This is a genomic window from Bradyrhizobium australafricanum (assembly GCF_020329495.1).
In the GTDB taxonomy this organism is placed as follows: domain Bacteria; phylum Pseudomonadota; class Alphaproteobacteria; order Rhizobiales; family Xanthobacteraceae; genus Bradyrhizobium; species Bradyrhizobium australafricanum.
The window spans coordinates 26,643-51,559 of sequence record NZ_JAGKJL010000014.1; the positions used below are offsets into that span (position 1 = coordinate 26,643).

At 64.9% G+C, this 24,917-nt stretch carries 19 protein-coding genes and 1 tRNA gene; 11 read left to right on the top strand and 9 right to left on the bottom strand.

Annotated elements, in window-relative coordinates:
- The first annotated feature begins 22 nt into the window (after positions 1–22).
- Positions 23–1,156, top strand: coding sequence for a threonine synthase (locus J6525_RS14745; RefSeq protein WP_225645231.1), 1,134 nt, complete (start codon positions 23–25; stop codon positions 1,154–1,156).
- Positions 1,157–1,183: 27 nt separating this feature from the next.
- Here the strand turns inward: J6525_RS14745 and acmB are convergent, their stop codons facing one another.
- A complete protein-coding gene (acmB, locus tag J6525_RS14750) occupies positions 1,184–2,377 on the bottom strand; it encodes a methyl acetate hydrolase AcmB (RefSeq protein ID WP_225645232.1) in 1,194 nt (397 codons plus the stop codon).
- Positions 2,378–2,508: 131 nt separating this feature from the next.
- Positions 2,509–4,149 carry a flavin-containing monooxygenase gene (locus tag J6525_RS14755; RefSeq protein ID WP_225645233.1) on the bottom strand — a complete coding sequence of 547 codons (1,641 nt, stop codon included), beginning with the start codon at positions 4,147–4,149 and terminating at the stop codon, positions 2,509–2,511.
- 303 nt (positions 4,150–4,452) lie between these two features.
- Between J6525_RS14755 and J6525_RS14760 the strand changes: the two genes are divergently transcribed.
- A complete protein-coding gene (locus J6525_RS14760) occupies positions 4,453–5,355 on the top strand; it encodes an AraC family transcriptional regulator (RefSeq protein ID WP_225645234.1) in 903 nt (300 codons plus the stop codon).
- Between the two features lie 13 nt (positions 5,356–5,368).
- On the opposite strand, the gene J6525_RS14765 is transcribed toward J6525_RS14760, so the two are convergent.
- Both J6525_RS14765 and J6525_RS14770 read right to left on the bottom strand, forming a co-directional pair.
- The gene (locus J6525_RS14765; RefSeq protein ID WP_225645235.1) at positions 5,369–6,403 is read right to left on the bottom strand and encodes an aldo/keto reductase; all 1,035 of its coding nucleotides are present in this window, start codon (positions 6,401–6,403) and stop codon (positions 5,369–5,371) included.
- A 22-nt stretch (positions 6,404–6,425) separates the two neighbouring features.
- Complete coding sequence (locus J6525_RS14770; protein WP_225645236.1) at positions 6,426–7,607, bottom strand: MFS transporter; 1,182 nt, start codon at positions 7,605–7,607, stop codon at positions 6,426–6,428.
- 100 nt (positions 7,608–7,707) lie between these two features.
- On the opposite strand from J6525_RS14770, the gene J6525_RS14775 reads away from it, so the two are divergent.
- Together J6525_RS14775 and J6525_RS14780 are read left to right on the top strand one after the other, a co-directional pair.
- Positions 7,708–8,664 (top strand): LysR family transcriptional regulator, encoded by a 957-nt coding sequence (locus J6525_RS14775; RefSeq protein WP_225645237.1) that lies wholly within the window; start codon positions 7,708–7,710, stop codon positions 8,662–8,664.
- A 7-nt stretch (positions 8,665–8,671) separates the two neighbouring features.
- On the top strand, positions 8,672–9,160 hold the full coding sequence (locus J6525_RS14780; RefSeq protein ID WP_225645238.1) for an SRPBCC family protein: 489 nt from the start codon (positions 8,672–8,674) through the stop codon (positions 9,158–9,160).
- 107 nt (positions 9,161–9,267) lie between these two features.
- On the opposite strand, the gene J6525_RS14785 is transcribed toward J6525_RS14780, so the two are convergent.
- Positions 9,268–10,017, bottom strand: coding sequence for a class I SAM-dependent methyltransferase (locus J6525_RS14785; RefSeq protein WP_225645239.1), 750 nt, complete (start codon positions 10,015–10,017; stop codon positions 9,268–9,270).
- 339 nt (positions 10,018–10,356) lie between these two features.
- On the opposite strand from J6525_RS14785, the gene J6525_RS14790 reads away from it, so the two are divergent.
- The 5 genes from J6525_RS14790 (at position 10,357) to J6525_RS14810 (ending at position 18,316) form a co-directional block, all read left to right on the top strand.
- On the top strand, positions 10,357–12,732 hold the full coding sequence (locus tag J6525_RS14790) for a glucose/quinate/shikimate family membrane-bound PQQ-dependent dehydrogenase (protein WP_225645240.1): 2,376 nt from the start codon (positions 10,357–10,359) through the stop codon (positions 12,730–12,732).
- A 245-nt stretch (positions 12,733–12,977) separates the two neighbouring features.
- Entirely contained in the window at positions 12,978–14,297 is a 1,320-nt protein-coding gene (locus J6525_RS14795; RefSeq protein WP_225645241.1) for an Hsp70 family protein, read from the top strand.
- A gap of 132 nt (positions 14,298–14,429) precedes the next feature.
- On the top strand, positions 14,430–16,019 hold the full coding sequence (locus tag J6525_RS14800; RefSeq protein WP_225645242.1) for an ABC-F family ATP-binding cassette domain-containing protein: 1,590 nt from the start codon (positions 14,430–14,432) through the stop codon (positions 16,017–16,019).
- 756 nt (positions 16,020–16,775) lie between these two features.
- On the top strand, positions 16,776–17,435 hold the full coding sequence (locus J6525_RS14805) for a flavodoxin family protein (RefSeq protein WP_225645243.1): 660 nt from the start codon (positions 16,776–16,778) through the stop codon (positions 17,433–17,435).
- Positions 17,432–18,316, top strand: a complete 885-nt coding sequence (locus tag J6525_RS14810) for a sigma-70 family RNA polymerase sigma factor (protein WP_225645244.1) — start codon at positions 17,432–17,434, stop codon at positions 18,314–18,316. Before J6525_RS14805 ends, J6525_RS14810 begins: the two co-directional genes overlap by 4 nt.
- Before the next feature lie 171 nt (positions 18,317–18,487).
- Here the strand turns inward: J6525_RS14810 and J6525_RS14815 are convergent, their stop codons facing one another.
- Positions 18,488–19,903, bottom strand: a complete 1,416-nt coding sequence (locus J6525_RS14815; protein WP_225645245.1) for an MFS transporter — start codon at positions 19,901–19,903, stop codon at positions 18,488–18,490.
- A gap of 251 nt (positions 19,904–20,154) precedes the next feature.
- Here J6525_RS14815 and J6525_RS14820 point away from each other — a divergent pair, with 251 nt between their 5' ends.
- Positions 20,155–20,910 (top strand): ArsR/SmtB family transcription factor, encoded by a 756-nt coding sequence (locus tag J6525_RS14820; RefSeq protein ID WP_225645246.1) that lies wholly within the window; start codon positions 20,155–20,157, stop codon positions 20,908–20,910.
- Positions 20,911–21,139: 229 nt separating this feature from the next.
- Here the strand turns inward: J6525_RS14820 and J6525_RS14825 are convergent.
- Positions 21,140–21,229 (bottom strand) — tRNA-Ser (locus tag J6525_RS14825).
- Positions 21,230–21,442: 213 nt separating this feature from the next.
- Here J6525_RS14825 and J6525_RS14830 point away from each other — a divergent pair.
- Positions 21,443–22,306 (top strand): alpha/beta fold hydrolase, encoded by an 864-nt coding sequence (locus J6525_RS14830; protein ID WP_225645247.1) that lies wholly within the window; start codon positions 21,443–21,445, stop codon positions 22,304–22,306.
- 469 nt (positions 22,307–22,775) lie between these two features.
- On the opposite strand, the gene J6525_RS14835 is transcribed toward J6525_RS14830, so the two are convergent.
- Positions 22,776–23,921 (bottom strand): ROK family protein, encoded by a 1,146-nt coding sequence (locus J6525_RS14835; RefSeq protein ID WP_225645248.1) that lies wholly within the window; start codon positions 23,919–23,921, stop codon positions 22,776–22,778.
- 169 nt (positions 23,922–24,090) lie between these two features.
- Positions 24,091–24,894, bottom strand: a complete 804-nt coding sequence (locus J6525_RS14840) for an SDR family NAD(P)-dependent oxidoreductase (protein WP_225645249.1) — start codon at positions 24,892–24,894, stop codon at positions 24,091–24,093.
- Between the last annotated feature and the right edge of the window lie 23 nt (positions 24,895–24,917).

Consider the following 24,917-nt stretch of genomic DNA (forward strand, 5'->3'; position numbering starts at 1 on the left):
CTCGCGTTTGGGATTTCACGACATGCCTTCACCCAGCTACATCGACCCGCTCAACGGAAAGCTCTATCCGCTGGATAATCCGCGCTGGTGCTCCGACGAAGGCAAGCCGCTCCTGATAACGCCGCTGCCGGGCATCTCCCGCGACGACATCGATCGCGCGACGCGGTCGCTGTGGCGCTACCGCGCGGCGCTGCCGGTCGAGATCAGGCAACCGATCACGATGGGCGAAGGCTGCACGCCGGCGGTCGAGAAGGCGTGGGATGACCTGCGGCCGCATTTCAAGCTCGAATGGTTCAATCCGACCGCAAGCTTCAAGGATCGCGGCACCACCGTGATGCTGTCGTTCCTGCGCCAACTCGGCGTCGATGCGGTGCTGGAGGACTCTTCCGGCAATGGCGGCGCGTCGGTCTCGGCCTATGGCGCGGCGGGCGGCATGCGGGTCAGGATCCTTGCGCCGGCGACGACGTCGCCGATGAAGGTGGCGCAGATGCACGCCTTCGGCGCCGAGGTGCAGCTGGTCGAAGGCCCGCGCGAGGAATCCGAGGCGGAAGCGATCCGCCAGTCGAAGCAGATCTTCTACTCCAGCCACAACTGGCAGCCGTTCTTCCTGCAGGGCACCAAGTCGCTGGCCTACGAGATCTGGGAAGATTTCGGCTTCACCGCGCCCGACAATGTCATCATGCCGGTCGGCGCCGGCAGCAGCCTGCTCGGCTGCTATATCGGCTTCAAGGAACTGCTCGCGGCAGGGCAGATCGCGCGCCTGCCGCGCCTGTTCGCGGCCCAGCCGCTCAACTGCTCGCCGGTCGATGCCAGCTTTGCCGCCGGCGTCGACACGCCCATCGATCGCGCGGTCCGCAAGACCATCGCCGAGGGCACCGCGATCAAGCATCCGCTGCGGCTGAAGCAGATGATCGCGGCACTGAAGGAGAGCGGCGGCGGCACCGTCGCAATTCCCGAAGACGGCATCGTCGCCGCGTTGAAGCGGCTGGCGCAGACCGGTCTGTTCGTCGAGCCGACCTCGGCCTCGGCCGCCGCCGCGCTCGATGTCCTGAAGGCGCGCGGCGCGATCCGGCCGGCGGAGCGCACCGTCGTCATCATTAGCGGCACCGGGATCAAGGCAGCGGGGCTGATCACGGAGCTGCTCGGAGCGAGCTAGCCTTTAGCGCGCTCCGATTGGCTGGCCCTATCCCGCCTTGCGCAGCCTCAGGGACTCGTAGAACGCGGTCTCGAAATTGATGTAGCCGATAAAGGACGTCGGATCGCCAAACGGCAGGATCTGCGTCGCCCAGTATCCGCCAAAGCCGTTCTGCCGATCGATCCAGTAGAACAGATTGGCGAGACCGGCCCAGCCCAGCGCGCCGGCGGGGCGGCCGGTCGGAGCCTGCTCCTCGTTGATCATGAAGCTCAGCGCCCAGGACTTCGACTGGCCGGGGAAGAACTCGGCGTCGTTGGCGAGCGAGGTGATCACGCCGGTGATCGCGGTGACCTTGTTGTTGCCGAGATGGTTCTTCTCCGCCATCCGCACGGTCTCCGCCTTCAGGACCCGTCCGTGCTCGCCGGCGCCGTCGTTCAGCCACATCCGGATGAAGCGCATGTAGTCGCCGATGGTGCCGTAAAGCCCGTGGCCACCCATGTGGATCTCGGGGTTGGCCGGCAGCTCGAAATCCATCGGCGTCAGCGAGCCGTCGGCGTTGCGGGCGTGAATGCCGGCGAGCTTGCGGCGCATCGCGTCGGTGAGCTCGAACGTCGTGTCCATGATCCCGAGCGGTTCGAAGATCCGCGTCTTGAAGACCTCGCCGAGTCGGCGGCCGGTAATGGCCTCGACGATCTGGCCGCACCAATCCATGTTGGTGCCGTATTCCCAGCGCTCGCCCGGATCGAACAGCAGCGGCGTCATCAGCGACGCCTTGGATGCCGTGATGACGCTGGGCTGCCCCTTCTCCTGCGCCAGCCGGTTATAGGTGTGATTGATGAAGTCGTAGCTCAGCCCCGCGGAATGAACCATCAGCATGCGGGTTGTGATGTCGCGCTTCGGCGGACGCAGCCGCGGCTCGCCCTTGTCGTCAAAACCCTCGATCACCTGGAGCTTGCCGATGTCGGGCGCATAGGTTTTGGCCGGCGCGTCGAGATCGAGCTTGCCTTCCTCGACGAGCTGCAGGACGGCCGTCCCGGTGATCGCCTTGGTGGTCGAGAAGATCGCGAACACGCTATCAGCCGTCATATCGGCGGGCTGGTCGAGGCGGCGCTTGCCGGCAGCACCTTCATAGATGTTGCGATGGCGATCGGTCACCATCGCAACGACGCCGGGAACGCGCGGGTTTGAAGTCACGACGCCGTCGAGGATTGCATCTGCGGCCGCACTGAAATTCGTGCTCATTGTCTTCCTCCAATATTCTTGTGATGTTGACCTGCGTAGCCCGGATGGAGCGAAGCGAAATCCGGGGTTGGTGCAGCTGGTGTCACTGGTCCCGGATTACGCTTCGCTCCATCCGGGCTACGAAATCGGCCCTACTGCGTGGCGAAACCGCTATAGCCGCTCGCGGCGACCTCGTCGCATTTCTGGCGATAGGTGCCGACACCGCCGCAATAGGACAGCACCCGGCGCGGCTTGCCCTCGACATTGGAGCCCAGGTACCAGGAGTTGGTCTTCGCGATCAGCGTTGCGTTGGCGGTCTCGTCGTGATGCGCCACCCACTGATCCTCGGTATCCCTGGTCGGCTCGATGACGTTCAGGTTCTTGCCGCGCAAATATCTGATGCAATCGGCGATCCACTCCACTTGCTGCTGCAGGCAGGTGGTCATGTTGCAGAGTGCGGCCGAGGGCGCGAGCGGCACTGCTGTCGTGAACAGGTTCGGATAGCCATGGACCTGCAAGCCCATCGTGGTGCGGATGTCCCTGCCCCAATCGTCCTTCAGCGATCGCCCGTCACGGCCGCGGATGTCGATCCGCGTCAACGCTCCCGTTCCGGCGTCGAAGCCGGTCGCCAGGATGATGATGTCGAACTCGTGCACCGTGCCGTCGGCGGTCTGGATGCCCTCAGGCGTGATGCGGGCGATCGGATTGTTCTTCACGCTGACGATCTCGACATTGGGTCGGTGGAAAGCCTCGAGGAAATTGCTCTCCAGCGGCACGCGGTGCGTGCCAAAGCCGTAATCGGCAGGAATCAGCTGTTCGCACAGCTTGGGGTCCTTGATCCGCTCGCGCATCTTCTCGCGGACGAATTCGGTAATCTCGGCATTGACGGCTTCGTCGAAAAACAGTTCGGCGAAGGACGAGACCCACAGCTTCAGGGATCCGTCGTTCCAGCAGTCCTCGATCACCTGGCGACGCTGCTGCGGCGTCAGGTCGGCCCAAGCGTGCTCGAAGTCGAATTCGAAGCCGGTGAACGTCTTCGGCAGCCGCTCGGTGAGGAATTTGAATTTCGACTTGTAGGCCTCGGCGTCCGACGCATCCCATTTCGGGTTCTTCATCGGGATGATGTATTGCGGGGTGCGGATGAACACCTTGAGGTGGCCGACCTCACCGGCGATCGACTGGATCACCTGGATTCCGGTCGCGCCGTTGCCGACCACGCCGACGCGTTTGCCGGCGAGCTCGATCGGCCCCTTGGGCCAGCGCGCGGTGTGGAACAGCTTGCCCTTGAACGTCTCCTGCCCCGGGAAGGACACGTGCGGGGCCGAGAGCATGCCGCAGCAGGTGACGAGGAACTGGGTATCGATCACGTCGCCCTGGTCGGTCGCGACCAGCCAGCGTTGCGTCGCCTCATCGAAATGCGCGCTCTTCACCGTGGTGCCGAACTGGATGTCCTTCCTGAGATCGAGGCGGTCGGCGACGTAGTTCAGCCAGCGCTCGATTTCCGGCTGGCCCGGGAATCGCTCGCTCCAGCTCCAGCCTTTGTAGAGCTCCTCGGAGAACAGGTACTGATAGGTGTGGCCTTCGGAATCGAAGCGTGCTCCGGGATAGCGGTTCCAGTACCAGGTGCCGCCGACACCAGACCCGGCGTCGATCGCCTTCACACTCAATCCCTGCTCACGCAGGCGGAACAATTGATAGAGACCGGCGACGCCGGCGCCGACGACCACGGCGTCGAGCTTGGTGGTTGCATGCGCACCATTGCTTCCATTCGACCTTGTGACGGTCTCGGTCATGATTTCCTCCTGTGTCTGGCTTCTCGCACGCACCTTCCCATCCGCGGTGTCGCCGGATGATGGTGCGTTGCGTCAATTTGGGTCTCGACCGCTCGCGCTGTCGCCGAAACGCAGAGCAGGCTACGGGCCGTTCGGCCGCGCGGCTTGGACGAAACCGACAATCTCTGGAACGCCGCCGTTCAATTGCCCGACCGGCCATTGGTCTCCTTGGCAAATGGCGAAAGCGGCCTATTCTGCGCTCAGCCGTCCGGCCAAGAACAAGCGGTCAACCGCGCCACCAATCCCAGGGAGGAGGCTCACGCGATGGGCCAGTTGATCACGGTCGAGGAGCTGCCGCGCTACGCTCCCGGCGAGATGAAGCTGGATAGTTTGTCAGTCGGGAGAAGCGATTTCCGGCTGCGAATTTTCCGCTATGCGCCGTCGGACATCTGGGTCCCGCCGTCGGCAAACTTCCTCCTGGTGCTCTATCGCGACGGCGTGACGTCGATGAACCGCCGCGTCACCGGCGCATGGAAGCAGGATCACGTCGGTCGCGGCGTCACGTCGCTCATGACGCGCGCAGAGCCGTCAAGCTGGCATTGGAACAACGACATTGAGGTCAGCCATTTCTACATCTCTCCTGCCCTCATGACGAAGACCGCGAGCGATGCCTTCGACCGCGACGCCGAAACGATCGAGATTCACGACCTGCTCAAGGTCGAAGACCCAATGCTGACCTGGATCAACGATCAAATGGTCCAGGAAGTCGCCGCGGGCGGTCCCGGTGGACGGCTCTGCTATGATGCGCTGGCGCTGCAGGCGAGCGTGCATATCCTGCGGAAATATGCGGCGATCGAGTTCAAGATGCCCTGCGCGCAAGGACCCTTTCGCCCGGCGCATGCCCGGCTGATCGAGGACTATATCGAGCAGAACATCTTCCGGAACATCACGCTGGAGGAGCTCGCGAACATCTGCAATTGCACGCCGGTCCAGTTCGCCCGCAAATTCCGCGTTCATTACGGCATGCGGCCGCACGCCTATGTCCTGCGGCGCAAGGTCGAGCATGCGTGCCAGCATCTGCGCAAGGACCGCGTCGCGCTGAAGGAGATCGCGCTGCTCGCCGGCTTTGCCGATCAAAGCCACCTCAATCGCGTGTTCCGGCAGCACATGAACGTCACGCCGGCGGAATACCGCCGGCAGGTCTGCGAGCACACCGTCCAGGCGTGAGACTGCGACGGACTCACACCGGCGGCGGATTAAGGCGTGCGAAGCCTTCTTGGATTCGGTAGGGATAATACGGATAGGCCGGCATCACCGCGCTCGCACGGTCGAGACGCGCGATCTGGTCCGGCGAGAGCGACCATCCGACCGCGCCGAGATTGTCGCGCAACTGCGCCTCGTCACGCGCGCCGATGATGACCGACGACACGCTCGGCCGCGCCAACAGCCAGGCAATCGCGATCTGCGGCACGCTGCGGCCGGTCTCCGTGGCTACCACGTCCAGCGCGTCGACGATCGCGTAAAGCTTCTCGTCGTCGACCGGCGGCCCGAACTGCGCGGTCTCGTGCAGGCGGCTGTTGGTCGGCAATGGCCGCCCGCGCCTGATCTTGCCGGTGAGACGGCCCCAGCCGAGCGGGCTCCAGACCAGCGCGCCGACGCCCTGGTCGAGTGCAAGCGGCATCAGCTCGGATTCATAGTCGCGGCCGACCAGCGAATAATAGACCTGGTGCGCCACATAGCGCGGCCAGCCGTGCCGCTCGGCGACACCGAGCGATTTCATCAGATGCCAGCCGGAGAAATTCGAGGCGCCGACATAGCGCAGCTTGCCGGCGCGCACCAGCACGTCGAGCGTCGACAGCACCTCATCGACCGGCGTGAAGGCATCGAAAGCATGAAGCTGCAGCAGGTCGATATAGTCGGTGTTGAGCCGGCGCAGCGCGGCGTCGACCGCGGCGACCAAGCGATATCGCGACGTGCCGGCATCGAGCGAACCGTCGCCCATCGGCAGGCCGGTCTTGGTCGAGATCAACACCTTGTCGCGGCGGCCCTTGATCGCGGCGCCGAGGATCTCCTCCGACGCGCCGTTTGAATAGACATCGGCGGTGTCGAACAAATTGACGCCGGCCTCGAGGCAGATGTCGATCAACCGTCGCGCCTCGCTGGCGTCGCTGCGGCCCCAGGCCGAAAACAACGGCCCCTGGCCGCCGAACGTGCCGGTGCCGAAGCTGAGCACCGGGACTTTCAGGCCGGACGCGCCGAGATTGCGATACTCCATGGTCATACTCCCTTGATCCGATTCATTCCGCCGGGCACTGCGCGGCGAGCGCGATCGGCCGGTCGAGGCGCAGGCTCCACAGCGCAAACAACAGGCCGATTGCAGTGATGACGGCGGCTACCAGCGGCAGCGCGCCGAGGCCGAGGCCGCGATCGATGGTGACGCCGCCGGCCCAGGCACCGAGCGCGTTGCCGAGATTGAACGCCGCGATGTTCAGGCTGGAGGCCAGCGTCCGCCCTTCGACGCCGGCGGCTTCGAGCACGCGGAGCTGCAGCGGCGCGACGGTCGCGAACGCGGCGATGCCGAGAATGAACAGCAGCACGACCGCCAATGCCTTGATCGAGACGACCGCCGTCAGCGCGACGAGCACGGCGGCGAGGCCACCGAGCGATACCAGCAGCGCCCGCGCAAGTCCCTTGTCGGCGAGCCGTCCGCCCGCGACATTGCCGATCGCAAGGCCGGCGCCGAACACCAGCAGGATCGGCGACACCGCGGCGTCGGAGAACCCGGTGAGCCGCGTCAGGATCGGCTGCACATAGGTGAAGACCGCGAACAGCCCGCCGAAGCCGAACACCGTCATGGCAAGCCCGAGCAACACCTGCGGGCGGCCGAGCACGGCGAGTTCCTCGCGCAGCGGCGCAGGCTTGTCGTTGGCGCCGACATGGCCGGGGACCAGCACCGCCAGCACGATGAACGCGATCACGCCGATCGCCGCCACCGCCCAGAACGCCGCGCGCCAGCCGAGCATCAGCCCGAACCAGGCGCCGAAGGGAACACCGAGCAGGGTCGCGACCGTGAGCCCGATGAACATCGTGGCGATTGCCGACGCGCGCTTGTCTTCCGGGACGAGGCTTGTCGCCACCACCGAGCCAACGCCGAAGAAGGTGCCGTGCGCCAGCGAGGTGAGAATGCGTGCCGCCATCAAGAGCCCGTAGCTCGGCGCCAGCGCACACGCTGCGTTGCCGAGCGTGAAGATCGCCATCAGCGCCAGCAAAACCGCCTTGCGCGGCATCCGCCGTGTTGCCAGCGTCAGGATCGGCGCGCCGACGAATACGCCGAGCGCATAGCCGGAGATCAGCAGGCCTGCCGCGGATACGGATACCTGCATGTCGGCGGCGACCTGCAGCAGCAGTCCCATGATGAGGAATTCGGTGGTGCCGATACCAAAGGCACCGGCGGTCAAGGCAAGAACTGCAGCAGGCATGTGTCGCTCCGGACAAGAGGATTCCGCAATGCGAGATAGCGGTCCGGGCGGGGAAGGATTAGAATGGCCGCAATCCAATCATTTGTGACTTGAATTCAAAATGGCCCGCACAGATACCAACCGCTCCGGCGAGATGGACGTATTCGTCCGCGTCGTCGATCTCGGCGGCTTCACCGCCGCCGCGAACAGCCTGCGCCAGACACCGTCCGGCGTCAGCAAGCTGGTCTCGCGGCTCGAGACCCGGCTCGGCACGCGGCTGGTCAACCGCACCACGCGCAAGCTGCAGCTCACCGAGGAAGGCCAGGCCTTCTACCAGCGTGCCCAGCGCATCCTCGCCGATATCGACGAAGCCGAACGCGAGGCCGCCTCATGCGTGCCGCGCGGTCATCTCACCGTGAACAGCAACATCCCGTTCGGCATGCTGCATGTGATGCCGCTGCTGCCGCGCTTCATGCGCGAACATCCCGACATCACGCTCGACATCGTGCTGACCGACACGCTGGTCGATCTGATGCAGGCGCGCGCCGACGTCGCGATCCGCGCCGGCCCGCTTGGGGCCTCGCGGCTGATCGCGCGCAAGCTCGGCACCAGCCGCATGGCGGTGGTCGCCGCGCCGTCCTACATCGCCCGCTTCGGCGCGCCGAAGACGCCGGCCGAGCTCGCCACCCATCGCGGCATCGGCTGGACCTTTCCGCGCAGCATCCGCGGCTGGCCGTTCCGCCGCGCCGAACGGATCGAGGAAGCACTGCCGCCGCCGGTCGCCCGCGCCAGCGACGGCGAGACCGCGCGCCAGCTCACGCTCGGCGGCATCGGCGTGGCACGGCTGGCGCTATTTCACATCGGCCCCGATATCGAGGCCGGCCGTCTGGTGCCGGTGCTGCAAAATCTCAATCCCGGCGACCGCGAGGACATCCACGCGGTCTATGTCGGCCATGCCGGCCCGCTGCCGGCGCGGGTCCGCGCTTTCATCGATTTTCTCGCGCAACACATCCGCATCGGCGATCCATCGCTGCGGCGCGGCGCCGATGGAAGATGGAAGGTCGTAGGCGACAAGTGAGCGTTCAATGACGCACGAGCCCCCGGCCTTCCAGTCCGTCACCGAGACGATCCGCATCGCCGCGGAGCCAACGCATGTGTGGGACGCGATCATGGACCCCAAAGCGGGCGAGAGATGGCGCAACGCGCATTTCAGGACCGATTGGCGGATCGGCGCGCCGATCGACATCGAGGCGGAGATCGGCGCAAAGCGCTATCGCGACAAGGGCCGCGTCCTCCAGGTCGAGCCGCCGATGCGGCTCGAATACTCCTATTGGTCGCAAGTCTCCGGCCTGCCGGATGTTCCGCAATCCTATGCGACGATCACGATGACGCTCGTGCCTGACGGCGGCGAAACAGTGCTGACCGTCACCCAGCAGGTCCCGCCTTCACCGATCCGCCGCGGAAACGGCTGGGAAATCGGACCCGACTCAGGCGCCAAACATGTTGCCTTCTACTGGCGCATGACGCTGCCGCGGCTGAAGCAGGCGGTCGAGCAAGGACGCGCCGCGCAATAGCGCGGTCCAGAGCATGATCCGGAAAAGTGCGAAGCGGTTTTCCGAAAAGATCATGATCAAACAAAAAGCTAAAGCGCGATGACGATTCGACCCAATCTCATCGCGCTTTAGGCCCGCTTCAACAGGAAGAGCTGCGTGACATACGGAAACACCACTTCGTCGGCGTCGCCGAGTCCGGCTTCGCGCAGGATATTGTCGGTTTTGTCGCGCAGGATCGCCTTCTCCGCATCGGGCAAATTGGCGACATAGCTCGTCGATGCGATGCGCTGGAAGACGTCCCGTCGCTTCATCCGGTGCGGATGGTCCTGCACAATTTCCCTCTCAAGCACGAAGCGCGGGTCCTTCAGGATCCAGCGCCAGCGTCCGGTCCGTTGCCGGGGCGTGTCACCCGCATAGCCCTCGATCATGACGGACAACGCGTCGACCCACGGCGTGCGGTCATCCCTGTTGTTCCAGACCAGCGCAAGCGTCCCGCCGGAATGCAGCAGTCGCGCGATCTCGGCCACCGACGGCTCGTTGTCGAACCAGTGAAACGCCTGGGCGCAGGTGACGAGGTCGACGCTACCGGTTTCGAGTCCGATCGCGTCGGCGCGCGTGTTGATGACCTCCACCCCGGCTTCCCTGGCCAGCCTGGCCGACATCTCGGCGACGGGCTCGACCGCGACCAGGCGCGCAGCCGCGGGCAAATGCCGCAGCAGCAGGCGGGTGAATTTGCCGGTTCCGGCACCGAGGTCGACGACACAGCGCGCGGCCGCAAGCGGCAGCGCGGCGACGATCTCCGCAGGGTAGCTCGGTCGGCTCGCCTCATAGGCGGCGACCGCGACACGATAATTCTCGGCAGTGGGGTTCAGTGTCATTGTTGCTTCTCCTGCGCGCCAACCATCCGCGGTGCGATCCGCGGAACGGTATAGAGCAGCGCCTGCACAGAACTGGAAGAGCGCATCGATTCAAAATTCGCTGAAGACCTCTCACCTTTGCGTCAGCCCCGCAGCTCCGCGGCTCCCCGTTGAAGCTGCGCGCATTTTGAATGATTTGCTTCGGCGGGTTTCGCATAGCAACCTTCCGCGCTTGTGGCGCATCAACATCGCAGTTCCAGGTTGCAAGTTGCGGTTAGCTGAACGACAGTCCGCGATGGCGGACGCGGTCTGTCGCGCTTGTGCGGGACAAGCCCGATCCCGCCCCGCACCGGAGCGACCATGCAGCGATCCAGGGCAGTCTTCATCACGGCTATCGTCTACGCCCTGATCGGCCTGGTCCTCGCGGGCGGGGGCATTTGGCTCGCCGCACTGGGTGGATCGCCCTTCTACATTGTCCTCGGCGTCGGCATTCTCGCCACGGCTGCGCTGTTGCTGGCGCGGCGCCATCAGGCGCTCTGGCTGTTTGCGATCGTGCTGCTCGGCACGCTGGCGTGGGCCGTCTATGAGGTGCGGTTCGACTGGTGGCCGCTCGCGGCGCGTGGCGACATCATCTTCCCCATGGCGCTTTGGCTGCTTACGCCGGTGATCGTTCGTGCCCTGACACGAAACGGGCCGGTGCCTTACATGCGCGCGACGGCGCCACTCTGGATCGGCGTCGTCGCTGCTGCGACGGTGCTCATCGCCGGGCTGCTGTCCAGCTATCACGACATCAACGGCACGATTGCCGAGTCCGGCTCTGCCGTGCCGCAAAGCGAAGCCGACCCGCAGCCGGACGGCGACTGGCGCGCCTATGGACGCACGCAGTTCGGACAGCGCTATTCGCCGCTGAAGCAGATCACGCCTGACAATGTCGGCAACCTCAAGGTCGCCTGGACCTTCCGCACCGGCGACGTGAAGACACCAGAGGATTCCGGGGAGACCACCTTCGAGGTCACCCCGATCAAGGTGCGCGATACGCTCTATCTCTGCTCGCAGCACCAGGTGCTGTTTGCGCTCGACGCCAAGACCGGCACGGAGCGCTGGCGCTACGACCCCAAGCTCGTGCACAACAAGACGTTCCAGCACATGACTTGCCGCGGCGTCTCCTATCACGAAACCGCGCAGGGCGCCGTCGACTCTGGCGGCAATTCGGCGCCGGCCGAATGCCCACGGCGGATCTTCCTGCCCGTCAATGACGGCCGCATGATCGCGCTCGATGCCGACAGCGGCAAGCTCTGCGATGGCTTCGCCGATCACGGCATCCTCGACCTGCAGCAAGGCATGGGGATCAAGACCGCCGGCTTCTTCGAGCCGACGTCGCCGCCGGTCGTCAGCGACAAGATCCTGGTCGTGGCCGCCGCGGTGATCGACAATTATGCGGTCGAGGTGCCGTCGGGCGTGATCCGCGGCTTCGATGTCTATACCGGCAGGCTGGTCTGGGCCTGGGATTCCGGCGCGGCGGACGAGAACGCATTGCCGTCGCCGACGCGTCATTACACCAACGGGTCACCGAATTCCTGGATCACCGCCTCGTTCGATCCGAAATTGAATCTGGTCTACATCCCGACCGGCAACAACGGACCTGACATCTGGGGCGGCAATCGCGATGCGCTGGTCGAGCGCTATTCCAGCGCCATCGTCGCGCTTGACGTCGACACCGGCAAGCGCGCCTGGTCGTACCAGACCGTGCATCATGATCTCTGGGACATGGACGTTCCCTCGCAACCGAGCCTGGTCGATGTGACGACGAGCAAGGGCGTCGTTCCCGCGCTGATCCAGCCGACCAAGGTGGGCAACATCTTCGTGCTCGACCGCAGGACCGGCGAGTTGATCGTGCCGGCGCCGGAACGCGCGGTGCCGCAAGGGCCGGCGCCCGGCGACCGCTCTGCAGCGACCCAGCCGTTTTCCGAACTGACCTTCCGCCCGGAGGCGAAGCTGACCGGCGCCGACATGTGGGGCGGCACGATCTTCGACCAGTTGCTGTGCCGGATCATGTTCCACCGCTTGCGCTACGAAGGCACCTTCACGCCGCCCTCGTTGCAGGGCACGCTGGTCTTCCCGGGCAATCTCGGCATGTTCGAATGGGGCGGCATCGCGGTCGATCCTGTCAGGCAGATCGCCATCGCCAATCCGATGTCGTTGCCGTTCGCCTCCAGGCTCATTCCGCGCGGTCCGCTCAATCCTCCGGCGCCGACGGCCGAGAAACCGGTCGGCAGCGAGGTCGGGGTGCAGCCGATGTACGGCACGCCGTTCGGCGTCGGCATCTCGAGCTTCCTCTCGCCGCTCTCCGTGCCGTGCTACCGGCCGCCATGGGGCTCGATGGCCGCGATCGACCTGAAGACGATGAAGATCGTCTGGCAGCATCCCAACGGCACGATCCGGGACACCACGCCGCTGCCGCTTCCATTCAAGATGGGCGTGCCGATGCTGGGCGGGCCGATCACCACCGCCGGCGGCGTTGCGTTCTACACCGGGACCTATGAGTACACGATCCGGGCCTACGACGTGCGCAACGGCAAGGTGCTCTGGGAGGATCGCCTGCCGGCCGGCGCCCAATCGACGCCGATGAGCTACGAGACTGGTGGCAAGCAGTACGTCGTCACTGCGGCCGGCGGCCACGGCTCGTTCGGCACCAAGCGCGGCGACTACGTCATCGCTTACGCATTGAAGGACTGAGCCGCGTCATCGAGGCCGCCATCTTCCTTCCCCCTGAAAGGGGGAAGGTCGGGATGGGGGTCAGCCGCAGGCAATGCTCTCTGCGGAGGGCGCGGATCCCCACCCGCTTTGCTCTAGCGAGCAAAGCGACCTCCCCTTTTCAAGGGGAGGTGGAACTGGCCCAACTGGATAGCTCCAGACGGGTTGGCAAATCCGGCCAAAGCCGCTAATGGTCCCCCCCCTTTCACAGACAATCCGAGCATGACATGTCGAGCGCCCCGCCCGCCGTCTCGATTGGCGTCGATTTTGGCACCAGCAACACCGTGGTCGCGCTGTCCGACGGCGATGGCCGCGTCGAGGCTGTTCGCTTCGACCACGGCGGCCGCACGCATAGCGTCTATGTGTCCGCGCTGTGCTTCTGGGAGGAGCGGCCGGGCGCGGGCCTGCATCCGCGCGCCGAGGGTGGCCCGTGGGCGATCGAGCAGTTCCTCGAGGGACGCACGATCCATCGCTTCATCCAGTCGTTCAAGACGTTCGCGGCAAGCTCGGCCTTCAACACCACCCAGATCTTCCGGCAACGCTACAAGTTCGAGGACCTGCTCGCGGCGTTCCTGCGCACGCTGACGCGCCATGCCGGCGAAGGATTCGATCTCGGCGCGCCGACCATCATGGTCGGCCGGCCGGTGAAGTTTGCGGGCGGCAATCCCAATGACGAGCTGGCGATGCAGCGCTACCGGGCCGCGTTCGAGCGGCTCGGCGCCGGCCATGCGCGCTATGTCTACGAGCCGGTCGGCGCGGCGTTCTCCTTCGCGCGCACACTGGACCACGATGCCACGGTGCTGGTCGCCGATTTCGGCGGCGGCACCAGCGACTTTTCCGTGATGCGGTTCTCGCGCAAGGGCGGCGTACTGCGCGCCGAACCGCTAGGCCACGCCGGCATCGGCATCGCCGGCGACACCTTCGATTACCGCATCGTCGACCACATCGTGTCGCCGCGGCTCGGCAAGGGCACGAGCTACCGCTCGTTCGACAAGGTGCTGCCGATCCCCAATCACTATTATTCGAGCCTTGCCCGCTGGCATCAGCTCGCGATGATGCGGGGCAATGGCGATCTGCGCGAGTTGCAGCAGCTCGCGCGCACTGCGCTCGATCCGGCGCCGCTGCACGATTTCATCACCATCGTCGACCACGATCTCGGCTTCGCGCTTTATCGCGCCGTGTCGGACACCAAGGTCGCGCTGTCGAGCCGCGACCGCGTCGAGTTCCGCTTCGCCCGCGAAGGCATCGATATCGACGCCACCGTGACGCGCGACGATTTCGAATTCTGGATCGCCGACGACATCGAACGGCTGGGCGCGACCGTCGACGAGGCGCTGGCGAAGTCCGGCATCACCGCGCGCGACGTGGAGAAGGTGTTTTTGACCGGCGGCACCTCGTTCGTGCCGGCGGTGCAGCGCCTGTTCGCCGAACGTTTTGGCGCGGCGCGGCTGACTTCGGCGGATCAATTCGAATCGATCGCCTACGGTCTCGCTTTGATCGGCCACACGCCCGATCCCGACCGCTGGACCTTCGCCGAAGCGGCGTGACGGCTGGCTTCGCGCCTTGATCCCGGCTCAATAGACGACTACATCACGTCAATCATCAATTCCTGAGGATGCCGACGGCCATGGATTTCACCCTGACAGCAACGCCCATCAGCCTTGCCCTCGGGGATATTCATGCCTGCATCGATCGCGCTCTCTCATCTGACCCTGTCCGCGCCTGACGGCCGGGTTCTCCTTTCCAACATCGATCTGAACTTCGGACCCGAACGCACCGGCCTTGTCGGCAGGAACGGCGTCGGCAAGACGACGCTGCTCGACCTGATCGCAGGCGCGCACGCGCCGCAAGCTGGCACGGTCGCGGTTCAGGGACGCGTCGCGATGCTGCATCAGATGGTGCAGGTGCAGCCGGATGAATGCGTCGTCGACCTGTTCGGCGCGCCGCACGCGCTGGCCGCGTTGCGCCGCGCCGAACAGGGCGTTGCGAGCACTGAAGAGCTTGCGGATATCGACTGGACGCTGGATACGCGCATCGTGGCAGCGCTCGAGCGCGTCGGACTGAGCGATGCACTCGACGCGCCGCTGGCAACGCTGTCCGGCGGACAGGCCACCCGGGCGCGGCTCGCGGCGCTGACCTTCGCGCAGCCCGACTTTCTGCTGCTGGATGAGCCGACCAACAATCTCGACCGTGCGGGACGCAAGGCGGTGATCGACCTGCTCGCCGATTGGCGACATGGCGCCGTCATCGTCAGCCACGACCGCGAATTGCTGGAGACGATGGACGCGATCGTCGAACTGACCTCGCTGGAAGCCAGGCGGTACGGCGGCAATTGGAGCCAGTACCGCGCGCGCAAGGCCATCGAGCTGTCGGCGGCACGACACGATCTGGCGGATGCCGAGAAGCGCGTCGCCGAGATCGACCGTAACGCCAGAGAAGCCAACGAACGGAAGGCGCGCAAGGACGGCGCAGGTGCAAGGAAGCGCGCCAAGGGCGATCTGCCGCGGATCGCCGCCGGGCTGCGCAAGGACCGCAGCGAAGACACCGGCGGCGAGAACGCCCGTCTCGCCGAACGACGGCGGACGCAAGCGCTCGAACTTGCCAGCGCGGCGCGGCAACGCATCGAGGTGCTGCAACCGTTCTCGGTGCAGCTGCCCTCGACCCATCTGCTGGCGAGCAGGATGGTGCTGAGGATCGACGCGGCCGACGTCGGCTACGGCGCGCAAGCGCCGATCCTGCGTGACGTCACCTTCTCCATGTCGGGTCCGGAGCGCGTCGCGATCACCGGCCCCAACGGCGCCGGCAAGACGACGCTGCTCAAGCTCATCAGCGGCGATCTGACCACGGCGCGCGGCACCGTCGAGGTGATGACCCGGTTCGCCATGTTCGATCAGGCAGTCAGCCTGCTCGATGCGTCGGCCTCCATCCTGGAGAATTTCCGGCGCATCAATCCGGATGCCGGCGAGAACGCCTGTCGCGCGGCGCTGGCGCGATTCATGTTCCGCGCCGATGCCGCGCTGCAGCCCGTTGCGAGCCTCTCCGGCGGCCAGTTGCTTCGCGCCGGTCTTGCCTGCGTGCTGGGCGGCGTGAGGCCGCCGCCACTCCTGATCCTCGACGAGCCGACCAATCATCTCGACATCGATTCCATGGAAGCGGTCGAGGCCGGTCTGCGCGCCTATGACGGCGCGCTGCTGGTCGTCAGCCACGACGAGGCCTTCCTCGAGGCCATCGCGATCACCCGCAGACTGGATCTCGCGTCGTGGAGGTGACGCGGAGCGCGGAGCAATTGCCTTTACGCAATCAATGTTCGAACGGCGAAGATTGATCAGGAAAGTGAACAGCCGAGCACGCGTCGCCTTGGGGTAGGTCGTAAGGCGCGGTGCTCGGCTGTCAGGCCGCGCGGCGGTGCGGCCATCCCGCCAGCCTCGCTTGTCCCCAAGCGCGAGGCCGTCGGAGTTGAATCTGGTCTGTTGCTAAATCCGCGCCGTCGAATGGAGCGCGTTTCTCCAAAGGGCAAATGCGACGAAGCCAGCGAGCAACAAAAAGCCGCCACCGGCCGCGATCAAGACATGCGCGAGCGTCATCTTGGAACATCCCAATTGAAAGGCTTCATGCGGAGCGATATGCGCCGCAACCTGGCAATCAAAAGCACTTCAAAATTGATTTGCCCCGCCGGCCGCCGCCGGACAGCCCGAAAGGTGGCTGGCACTGCGCTCTGCCCACCTTTCGATTTCAGAGCGGTCGTCCAGCCACTCGGCTGTTGCCGCTCATCGTGCGGTTCGTCACACCGCTCAACTGTCACGAGGATAATCGATAAAACTTGATCGACAATCGAAAGGAAAAATTAAGGTTACCGAGGCGGGCCCAAAGGCCGGCTCCCACCAAAATATCGAAAACAACCCCATGCAAAGGAGCCGGCGGCCACCGCTCCGGCCTGAGTGGCGGTCAATTGGAGCAACATCCTCCGGACGAAAGTTCGCAGGGCATGTCACGTTTCGACGCGCTGCCTTGTCTTGGCTTCTGCAATGGTAGCAGCAGAGGACACCACACACACACTCGGAACCGGCGGCGATCGTACCCTGATCGCAATCGTCTATCATAGCGCCTACGGGCATACCCAGCGGCAAGCGGAGGCCGTCAGGTCCGGCGTCCAGGATATCGATGGCGCAGAGGCGCTTCTGGTGCCTGTCGAGCACGTGGAACAGAACTGGGATCGGCTGATGGATGCGGAAGCGCTGATCTTCGGCACGCCCACCTACATGGGCGCCGCCTCCGCGGCCTTCAAAGGCTTTCAGGAAGCAACGTCACGCACGGTGATGTCCAAAGGCTATCGCTGGAAAGACAAGCTCGCGGCAGGCTTCACCAATTCGGGGGCACACGCCGGCGGCAAGCTGTCCACATTGATCCAGCTTGCATTGTTCGCCGCGCAGCATGGGATGCATTGGGTCAATCTCGATCTGCCCCCGGGGAACAACTCCGCATCGGGATCGGAAGCCGATCCGAACAGGCTGGGGTTCTGGCTCGGAGCCGGCGCACAGTCGAACACCGACGAGGGCGCGGACACCGCCCCGCCCGATTCCGATCTCGCAACCGCCCGCCACCTGGGACAGCGGGTGGCAAAGACGGCACTTCAGTTTGTACGCGGCCGTGACGCGGCCTCGGTGCCCGTTCCGGTGGCGTCATGACAGATGCAGCTGAACCGTCAGCTGCCGAGATCTTCGCCGAGTTGCGGCCACGCCTGATCCGGCTGGCCTATCGGATGCTGGGCTCGGTCGCCGACGCAGAGGATGTCGTGCACAGCGCCTGGGTACGCTGGCTCGCTGCCGATCGCGATCAGATGCGCGATCCCAAGGCAGTCTTGCACACCATCGTCACCCGATTATCCCTCAACGAATTGAAATCCGCACGGCGCCGGCGTGCCGCCTATGTCGGACCGTGGCTCCCCGAACCATTCTTCGACCCCGAAGCAGAGGAAGCGGCGGACGATCTGATCCTGCCGTTGATGATTGCCCTGGAACGCCTGTCGCCTTTGGAGCGGGCGGCCTTTCTGCTGCATGACGTGTTCGGATTGGGGTTCGATGCCGTATCCGAGACGATCGGGCGCGAGGCTGCGACCTGCCGCAAGCTTGCCAGCCGCGCCCGCGCGCATATCCACGATGCCAGGCCTCGGTTCGTCGTCGGCAATGAAGAAGGCCTGCGGCTCGCAAATGCCTTCTTCACGGCCACACGGACGGGCGACCTTGCTGCGCTCCGCGCGATGCTCGCCGAAGATGTCGTGGTCTATGCCGATGGCGGTGGCCGGGTCCCGGCGCCGACAGAGCCTCTGGTCGGGCGTGATGCCGCGATGGAGCGTTTCGCGGGGCTCGCCCGCCTGTTCGCCATGCATCCCTCACGATTGATCCGCTACGCCACCATCAACGGATTGCCGGGCTTCATCACCATCGAGGACGACCTCGTTCAAACGACAGCGTTGCATGTCGAGAATAAACGGGTCGTCGCTGTCTATGTGACCCGCAATCCCGACAAGCTGCACAACGTGCCTGATGTGACGGGACGGCGGAATTGAGCGCGCCTCGCGCGTCCCCGCTCAGCGCGGCCGATAGCGATAGACCAGATCGCGGGGGTCGCCTCGCGGCGCTGACGGATCGAGCGCTTCGCGCCAAACTGAGAAGAACTCAGCGTGAGCAGATCTAGACCGCTCCACCGGGGGCACCACATGAGCCCGACCTGCCCCCTGTCATCGTCCCTCCTTTGCTCGGCCCTGCCAGATCGCGACCGCACCTGCGAGCAACACAGCGGCCGATATCACGAGCGAGGCATGCACGCCTGCCATGAACGCGTTGTTCCCTGCGACCAGCGAGCCGAACAAGGCAACGCCAAGCACGCTGCCGGTCTGCCGCGTCGCGTTCAATACACCGGCGGCGATGCCGGATCGCGACTTCTCGACACTGCCGAGCAGCGTCGAGGTCAAGGACGGCACGAGCAGGCCGAGCCCGCCGCCGAGGATGAGCAGCTGAGCGCCGATCGCCCCGTAGCTGGTGCCTGAGGCCATAGGCAGCAGCGCAACGCAGCCCGCGGCGGCAATCATACAAGCCAGCGCAATGATTTGCGGCGCGCCGAGGCGCTCGCTGACCGACGCGGCGATCAGGTTGGCAGGCAGCACCATGGCCATCATGGGCACGAAGGCGAGGCCCGTTGCGAACGGTGACCAGCCATTGACGTTCTGGAAGTAGAGACTGAGTACGAAGATCAGGCCGTAGAAGGCGATGTTGAAGAGAAGCCCGACCAGAGCGGTCAGCGCAAACATGTGATGGCGGAACAGCGACAGCGGCAGCATCGGTTGCGGCGCGCGCGCCTCGCGCCATACGAACAGGAGTCCGATTACGGCCGCGCCCGCGAAGCCCATGATGACGAGCGGATGGCTCCACCCCAGCGCGCCGCCCTCGATCAGGGCGCCGGCCAGCGTGCCGAGGGTTGCAATCGCCGCGATCTGTCCCGGCAGATCAATCTCGCGCTGCGCGAGCCGCGGCGTCTCCTCGGCGTAACGCCAGGCGAGCCAGAGGCCGGCGGCGCCAATCGGCAAGTTGACAAGAAAGATCGCACGCCAGCTGACCAGCGCGATCAGCGCGCCGCCAACTAGCGGCCCTGCAGTCAGTGCGACGCTCGCACCTGCGGCCCAGAAGCCGACCGCGCGGCCGCGCGCCTTCGGATCGGTATAGGCGTGATTGAGTAGCGTCAGCGAGTTCGGCACCAGGATTGCCGCCGCCAGGCCCTGCACGGAGCGAGCAACGATCAGGAACATCGCCGACGGAGCCAATGCGCAGGCGAGCGAAGCCAACGTGAAGATCGCGAAGCCCCCTATAAATATCCGTTTGGCGCCAACGCGATCACCGAGCGCACCAGCGGTCAAAATGAAGGCAGCGAATGCGATGGTATAGGCGGTCACCACCCATTGCAGCTCGGCCACGCTGCCGCCGAGCGAGGTGCTGATGCTGCTCAGCGCGGTATTAACGATGGTGATATCCAACTGCACGACGCCGAGGCCGAGGCTCGTGGCGGCAAGCGCCAGCGCCGCGGCAAGAGGCGAACGGGATAACGCGCTGTCAGAGCCGGCTTGTTCCGGCTGCCTTGTGTTGAGCGAAGTCGTTTGCATTGATCACACTCGGTTGTCTGTGAGATTTTGATGGCTCAGACCAGCCCGTTTTGCGATTATCATTCGATGCCAATCGAATGCTTGGAGCCGCGAGACGATCTTTCGTCCCGTCGCGGCGATGCCTTTCGCTTGGGCTTAGTGGTGTCCAGACAACCTATGTCCCGCGACTGAATCGGTCTTGCAGAAACACTACGGTCTTGGCCGAAGTATTCGTGCTTGGCACTGCGTCCTCATCGGCGTAGGAGAAACGCATGGATACGGGACCCAAAATCGCCCAAGTCGCGGCACTCATCGGCGATCCGGCGCGCGCCAACATGCTCAGTGCGCTGATGGATGGCCGAACGCTGACCGCCTCGGAGCTCGCCTATGTGTCTGGCGTGGCGCCGCAGACAGCGAGTGGCCATCTTGCGAAACTCAGCGACGCCGGATTGCTTGTGCTCGCAAAGCAGGGCCGACGACGATATTTTCGCTTGGCCTCTCCCCACGTCGCACGCGTGCTGGAAAGTCTCATGGTGGTGGCGCAGGACGGCCCCGCCCGGCAGCGCAATCTCTGGCGCGGCGGAGAGACGCTCCGACACGCGCGGACGTGCTATGACCACATGGCCGGCCGCATCGCTGTCGCGATCGCCGACCGGTTGGTCCAACAGTCGTTCATTCTGCTCGACGAGGATGGCGGACAACTCACCGATGCCGGTCGGTCATTCTTCGATGAGTTAGGCGTCGATCTTCGCCTCGCCTCCAAGCGCCGGGTGTTCTGTCGCCCCTGTCTCGACTGGAGCGAGCGCCGGCCGCATCTGGCCGGGGCGCTCGGCGCTGCCATTCTTCATCACGCTCTTGAGCACGATTGGGTCGAGCATGTCAGGGATAGCCGTGCACTCGTCGTGACTCCTTTTGGAGTTAGAGATCTCGCCACAGCGTTCGGCATCGAGGGCGCACTCCCGAGGGATGGACGCGAAGGGCAGGTTGCATCATCGTCCAGAGGCCGGGTAGCGGTTCTCTCGGATTGAGTCAGCTCCAACGCGTCCAATACCCGGAGCCGGCGGACCGGGACGAAGCCAGGAACGCCTGGTAGGCGGGGAAGTCATGGACAACCTGCGCACGAAGCGTCAGGCGAGCGGTCGAGATCGTTGGAATGTCAGGGGGCATTGGCCCTACGCTTCTCCGAAGCTTCGGGAGACTCCCTTCGCGCTGGTCTGAAAGGGTCGCCTGCCACCCGAAGCCCGGCAGGGCGCAGGGTGGCGGAGAGGGAGGGATTCGAACCCCCGATAGGCTTGCACCTATGCCGCATTTCGAGTGCGGTGCATTCAACCACTCTGCCACCTCTCCGATGGCCCGGGTGATTTGCGCCACCCGCGGTCGGGGCGTGTTCTAGGCGAGGATGGCGGGACAGACAAGGCGCTGCAATAATATTTCCGTCACTCCCGCCTCGCCCCGTCAAAGCACCGGGGCAGCGGGAGAAAGCGCGCGGAAACAAAGCGCTAGCGGAACGGTTCTGGTTCGATCGGCGCGCAAGCGAACCAGCCGCAGCAGGAGCGGGCCATGGAGCACGTGACGATTCGAACCAATGGTGCGGCGTTCCACGTCGCGCGGACCGGCACTGGGAGACCGCTGCTGCTGTTGCACGGCTGGCCGGAATTCTGGCTGACCTGGAAGCCGGTCATGGCGCGGCTCGCCGGCCGCTACGCCCTGATCGCTCCCGACCTGCGCGGCTTCGGCGACAGCGACAAGCCGCACGGCGCCTATGGCCCCGATCAGCATACCGACGACATGCTGGCGCTGCTGGACGCGCTCGGCGTCGACAAGGCCGGCGTGGTCGGCCACGACGTCGGTGGCGCCGTGATGCAGCCCCTCGCCCGCAAGGCGCCCGAGCGCATCGCCGGACTGTTCTTCTTCGATTTCGTCTATCCCGGCATCGGACCGCGGATGGCCGCGCCCGACCGGCTGAACCACATCTGGTACCAGTCGTTCCACCAGATGGAGATGGCGCCCGCGCTGGTCGGCGCCAACAGAGACAGCTGCCGCACCTATATCGGCCATTTCCTGCACCACTGGTCGCACCGCAAGGTCGCGTTCGACGACGTGATCGAGGATTTCGCCGACAACTTCTTCAAGCCCGGCAATCTCGCCGGCGGCTTTGCGCATTATCGCGCATCACATGCGGCGCGCGTGAAGATGATGCAGGGCGAAGCCCCCGCGCTGCCGCCGATCACTGTTCCGACCTGCATCCGCTGGGCCGAGCACGACCCGCTGTTTCCCTATGCCTGGACCGACCGATTGGGCGAGACCTTCTCCAATCTGGACCTCGAGATGTTTCCCGATGTCGGGCATTTCCCGCATCGCGAGGACCCCGACCGCGCGGCCGCCGAGATCGCCGGCTTCTTCGAGCGGATCAATTGGAGGTAGAAGTGGTGGGACCGCCAGGACGCGACAAAAACTGGCGGTCCCGTGCCGCTTCTTAATATTGCTGGCCGGGAAGTGCGGCTTCGCCGGTCGGCGGGAGCGACACGGGCCACGGTAGCGAGCGACGTCGAAACGGCAACGCGAACCCGATCTTAACCTAACCGATCAACCTTACCGTGCGTAATCCGCGGCCGCTGGATCTGCGGATGGAGGTGCCCCGGATTTCGCGGAGCCTGTCATCGGGCGCGCATTCGCGCGACCCGTTGGCTGCATCCGGGCTACGCATGCTTACCTCCCCTTGAAAAGGGGAGGTCGCTTTGCTCGCCAGAGCAAAGCGGGTGGGGATCTGCTCTCTCCGCAAACAGCATCGCCTGCGGCTGACCCCCATCCCGACCTTCCCCCTTTCAGGGGGAAGGTCGAAGGCAGACCGTAGCCCGGATGGAGCGCGCACGAACGCTGCAGCCCGCGCGGCTCAGGCATCGGCCTTCCTGGCTTTTTTGGCCTTTTTCTCGTTCTTTTCGTTCTCGTCGTGCTTGTCTTTCTTCTCGTCCTTGCCGTTATCCCGCTTGCGATTGGTGTAGCGGGCATTGCCAAGCCCGGTTCCGATCGTCAGCACGCCCCAGCGCGCGACGTCCTGCATGAACGGGACCTCGGCCAGCCCCTGCACCACGCCGTCATTATGCATCACGATCGCGGTGTCATGATCGCCGATCTGCGGGATCGCCTCGACCAGACTCGCCGGCAAGTTGAACTTGCTGCTCTCCCAATTGCCGGGCAGGTTCTGCGCCCCCTTTTCGATCGATCCGTCCTCATTGATGACGCCGGGACAGGCGATGCCGATGAACGGCGCGAGTTTGAGATTCTCCTTCTCGGCGGCGGCGATCAACTCCTTCAGCATCTTCACCAGCCGCTTCACCGCGCCTTCGCGCGTCGGCTCGTCATCGGCGTGGCGCCACAGCTCCGATTTCCAGACTGCCGCCTTGGAGAGATCGGGCGCCTTCTTCCAGCGCGTCTCGACCACGCCGCAGCGGATATTGGTGCCGCCGATGTCGACCGCGAGGACGCCGTCATGGGCCTCGAAAATCCACGATGGCGCGAGATGCAGCGTGCCGATCAGGCCGGCATCATCGGGGTGAAAGCGGATCGGCACCATGTCGACCTTGAAATCCTCTGACTTCAGGATGATCTCGGTGCGCGCGATGGCGAGCTCGCCGAGCCTGGAGTCGCGGAAGCCGCCGCCGACCACGATGCGCTCGGTCTTGGCCCAGGCCTTGGTGTTGAGGAAGCGCCGCGTCACATGGGCGAGCTCCTGGGCAAACTCCTCGATCGCGCTGTGCACGACAGCGGAGGCCTCGGTGTCGTCGCCGACCAGCAGCTCATCGAGCTTCTTCTTGCTGATCTTGTCCGACGGCTCGTCGCCGAACGGATCCTCGTCCGACTTGCGCAGCGGCTTGCGCCAGCGGTCGAGGATCTTGCGGAACGCGCCCTTGGAGGCGCGATCGCCGAGAAAGCCCTCGTCGTCCTTCAGCTCGATGTTGAAGCTGTCGATGTCGACAGACGGCAGCCGCGCGGCACCGTGGTGCGCGATGCCCGTGGTCAATCCAGTGTCTTCGGCCATTTGCCCGTGCCTGCCCGCTTGAGGGTCCCAGAACTATTTCTTGAGCATGATCTTTTCGGAAAACCGCTTCACACTTTTCCGGATCATGCGGTAACGGCCGGGAACTCAAATGGTTGCGTCCCGCGCTCGGGCACTCGGCCTGCGCGGGACGCAATTTTCGCGAGAGACGTCAGGCGGCCTTCACCCCGTAGCGCGCCGCAGGCGTGCTGCGCGACAGGTTCGGCATCAGCTTCTGGCGGGCTGACTCATAGGCCTGCCAATCGGCGGCATCCGGTAGCGCAGGCACGGTGATGACCTCGCCCTGATCGAGACCGGCGAGCGCGGCATCGACCATGTCCTCGGCCTTCATCACGATCTCGCCGGGCAAATGCTCGACCGGCGTGCCGGCCACGTTCCAGAACTCGGTCGCGGTGGCCCCCGGCAGCACGGCCTGGACCCGAATGTTCTTGTCCTTGAGCTCATGCTGCAGCGACTGCGTGAGCGCGAGCACGAAGGCCTTGCTGCCGCCGTAGACGCCGTTGAGAATTTCGGGCGCGACGCCGACGATCGAGGCGATGTTGACGATGGTGCCGTTGCCGTGCGCGACGAAGCCCGGCACCGCCGCATAGGTCAGGCGCATCAGCGCGTCGACATTGAGCGCGATCAAGTCGCTCATCTTGTCGACATCGGACGCGAGCAGCGGCGCGGTCGCACCGACGCCCGCATTGTTCACCAGCACGCTGATGCCGGTATTGCTGCGCAGAATGGATTCGATCCGTGACACGTCGCCGCGCTTGCTGAGGTCGGCGGCAACGATCTCGATCGATCGGCCCGTCTCCGCCGACAGACGCCTGGCAAGCCCATCGAGGCGCTCGCGGTTGCGTGCGACGAGGATCAGATCGTAGCCACGCCGTGCGAGCCGGTCCGCGTAGATGGCACCGATTCCGGACGACGCACCGGTAACGAGCGCCGTTCCTTTGGCTGACTTGGTCATGTTGGTCTCCTGTTTGACCCGAA

Excerpts from the sequence above, each read along its gene's own strand:
- J6525_RS14745 (WP_225645231.1), top strand. The coding sequence starts at position 23 with ATGCCTTCACCCAGCTACATCGACCCGCTCAACGGAAAGCTCTATCCG.
- acmB (WP_225645232.1), bottom strand. The coding sequence starts at position 2,377 with ATGAGCACGAATTTCAGTGCGGCCGCAGATGCAATCCTCGACGGCGTC.
- J6525_RS14755 (WP_225645233.1), bottom strand. The coding sequence starts at position 4,149 with ATGACCGAGACCGTCACAAGGTCGAATGGAAGCAATGGTGCGCATGCA.
- J6525_RS14760 (WP_225645234.1), top strand. The coding sequence starts at position 4,453 with ATGGGCCAGTTGATCACGGTCGAGGAGCTGCCGCGCTACGCTCCCGGC.
- J6525_RS14765 (WP_225645235.1), bottom strand. The coding sequence starts at position 6,403 with ATGGAGTATCGCAATCTCGGCGCGTCCGGCCTGAAAGTCCCGGTGCTC.
- J6525_RS14770 (WP_225645236.1), bottom strand. The coding sequence starts at position 7,607 with ATGCCTGCTGCAGTTCTTGCCTTGACCGCCGGTGCCTTTGGTATCGGC.
- J6525_RS14775 (WP_225645237.1), top strand. The coding sequence starts at position 7,708 with ATGGCCCGCACAGATACCAACCGCTCCGGCGAGATGGACGTATTCGTC.
- J6525_RS14780 (WP_225645238.1), top strand. The coding sequence starts at position 8,672 with ATGACGCACGAGCCCCCGGCCTTCCAGTCCGTCACCGAGACGATCCGC.
- J6525_RS14785 (WP_225645239.1), bottom strand. The coding sequence starts at position 10,017 with ATGACACTGAACCCCACTGCCGAGAATTATCGTGTCGCGGTCGCCGCC.
- J6525_RS14790 (WP_225645240.1), top strand. The coding sequence starts at position 10,357 with ATGCAGCGATCCAGGGCAGTCTTCATCACGGCTATCGTCTACGCCCTG.
- J6525_RS14795 (WP_225645241.1), top strand. The coding sequence starts at position 12,978 with ATGTCGAGCGCCCCGCCCGCCGTCTCGATTGGCGTCGATTTTGGCACC.
- J6525_RS14800 (WP_225645242.1), top strand. The coding sequence starts at position 14,430 with ATGCCTGCATCGATCGCGCTCTCTCATCTGACCCTGTCCGCGCCTGAC.
- J6525_RS14805 (WP_225645243.1), top strand. The coding sequence starts at position 16,776 with ATGGTAGCAGCAGAGGACACCACACACACACTCGGAACCGGCGGCGAT.
- J6525_RS14810 (WP_225645244.1), top strand. The coding sequence starts at position 17,432 with ATGACAGATGCAGCTGAACCGTCAGCTGCCGAGATCTTCGCCGAGTTG.
- J6525_RS14815 (WP_225645245.1), bottom strand. The coding sequence starts at position 19,903 with ATGCAAACGACTTCGCTCAACACAAGGCAGCCGGAACAAGCCGGCTCT.
- J6525_RS14820 (WP_225645246.1), top strand. The coding sequence starts at position 20,155 with ATGGATACGGGACCCAAAATCGCCCAAGTCGCGGCACTCATCGGCGAT.
- J6525_RS14830 (WP_225645247.1), top strand. The coding sequence starts at position 21,443 with ATGGAGCACGTGACGATTCGAACCAATGGTGCGGCGTTCCACGTCGCG.
- J6525_RS14835 (WP_225645248.1), bottom strand. The coding sequence starts at position 23,921 with ATGGCCGAAGACACTGGATTGACCACGGGCATCGCGCACCACGGTGCC.
- J6525_RS14840 (WP_225645249.1), bottom strand. The coding sequence starts at position 24,894 with ATGACCAAGTCAGCCAAAGGAACGGCGCTCGTTACCGGTGCGTCGTCC.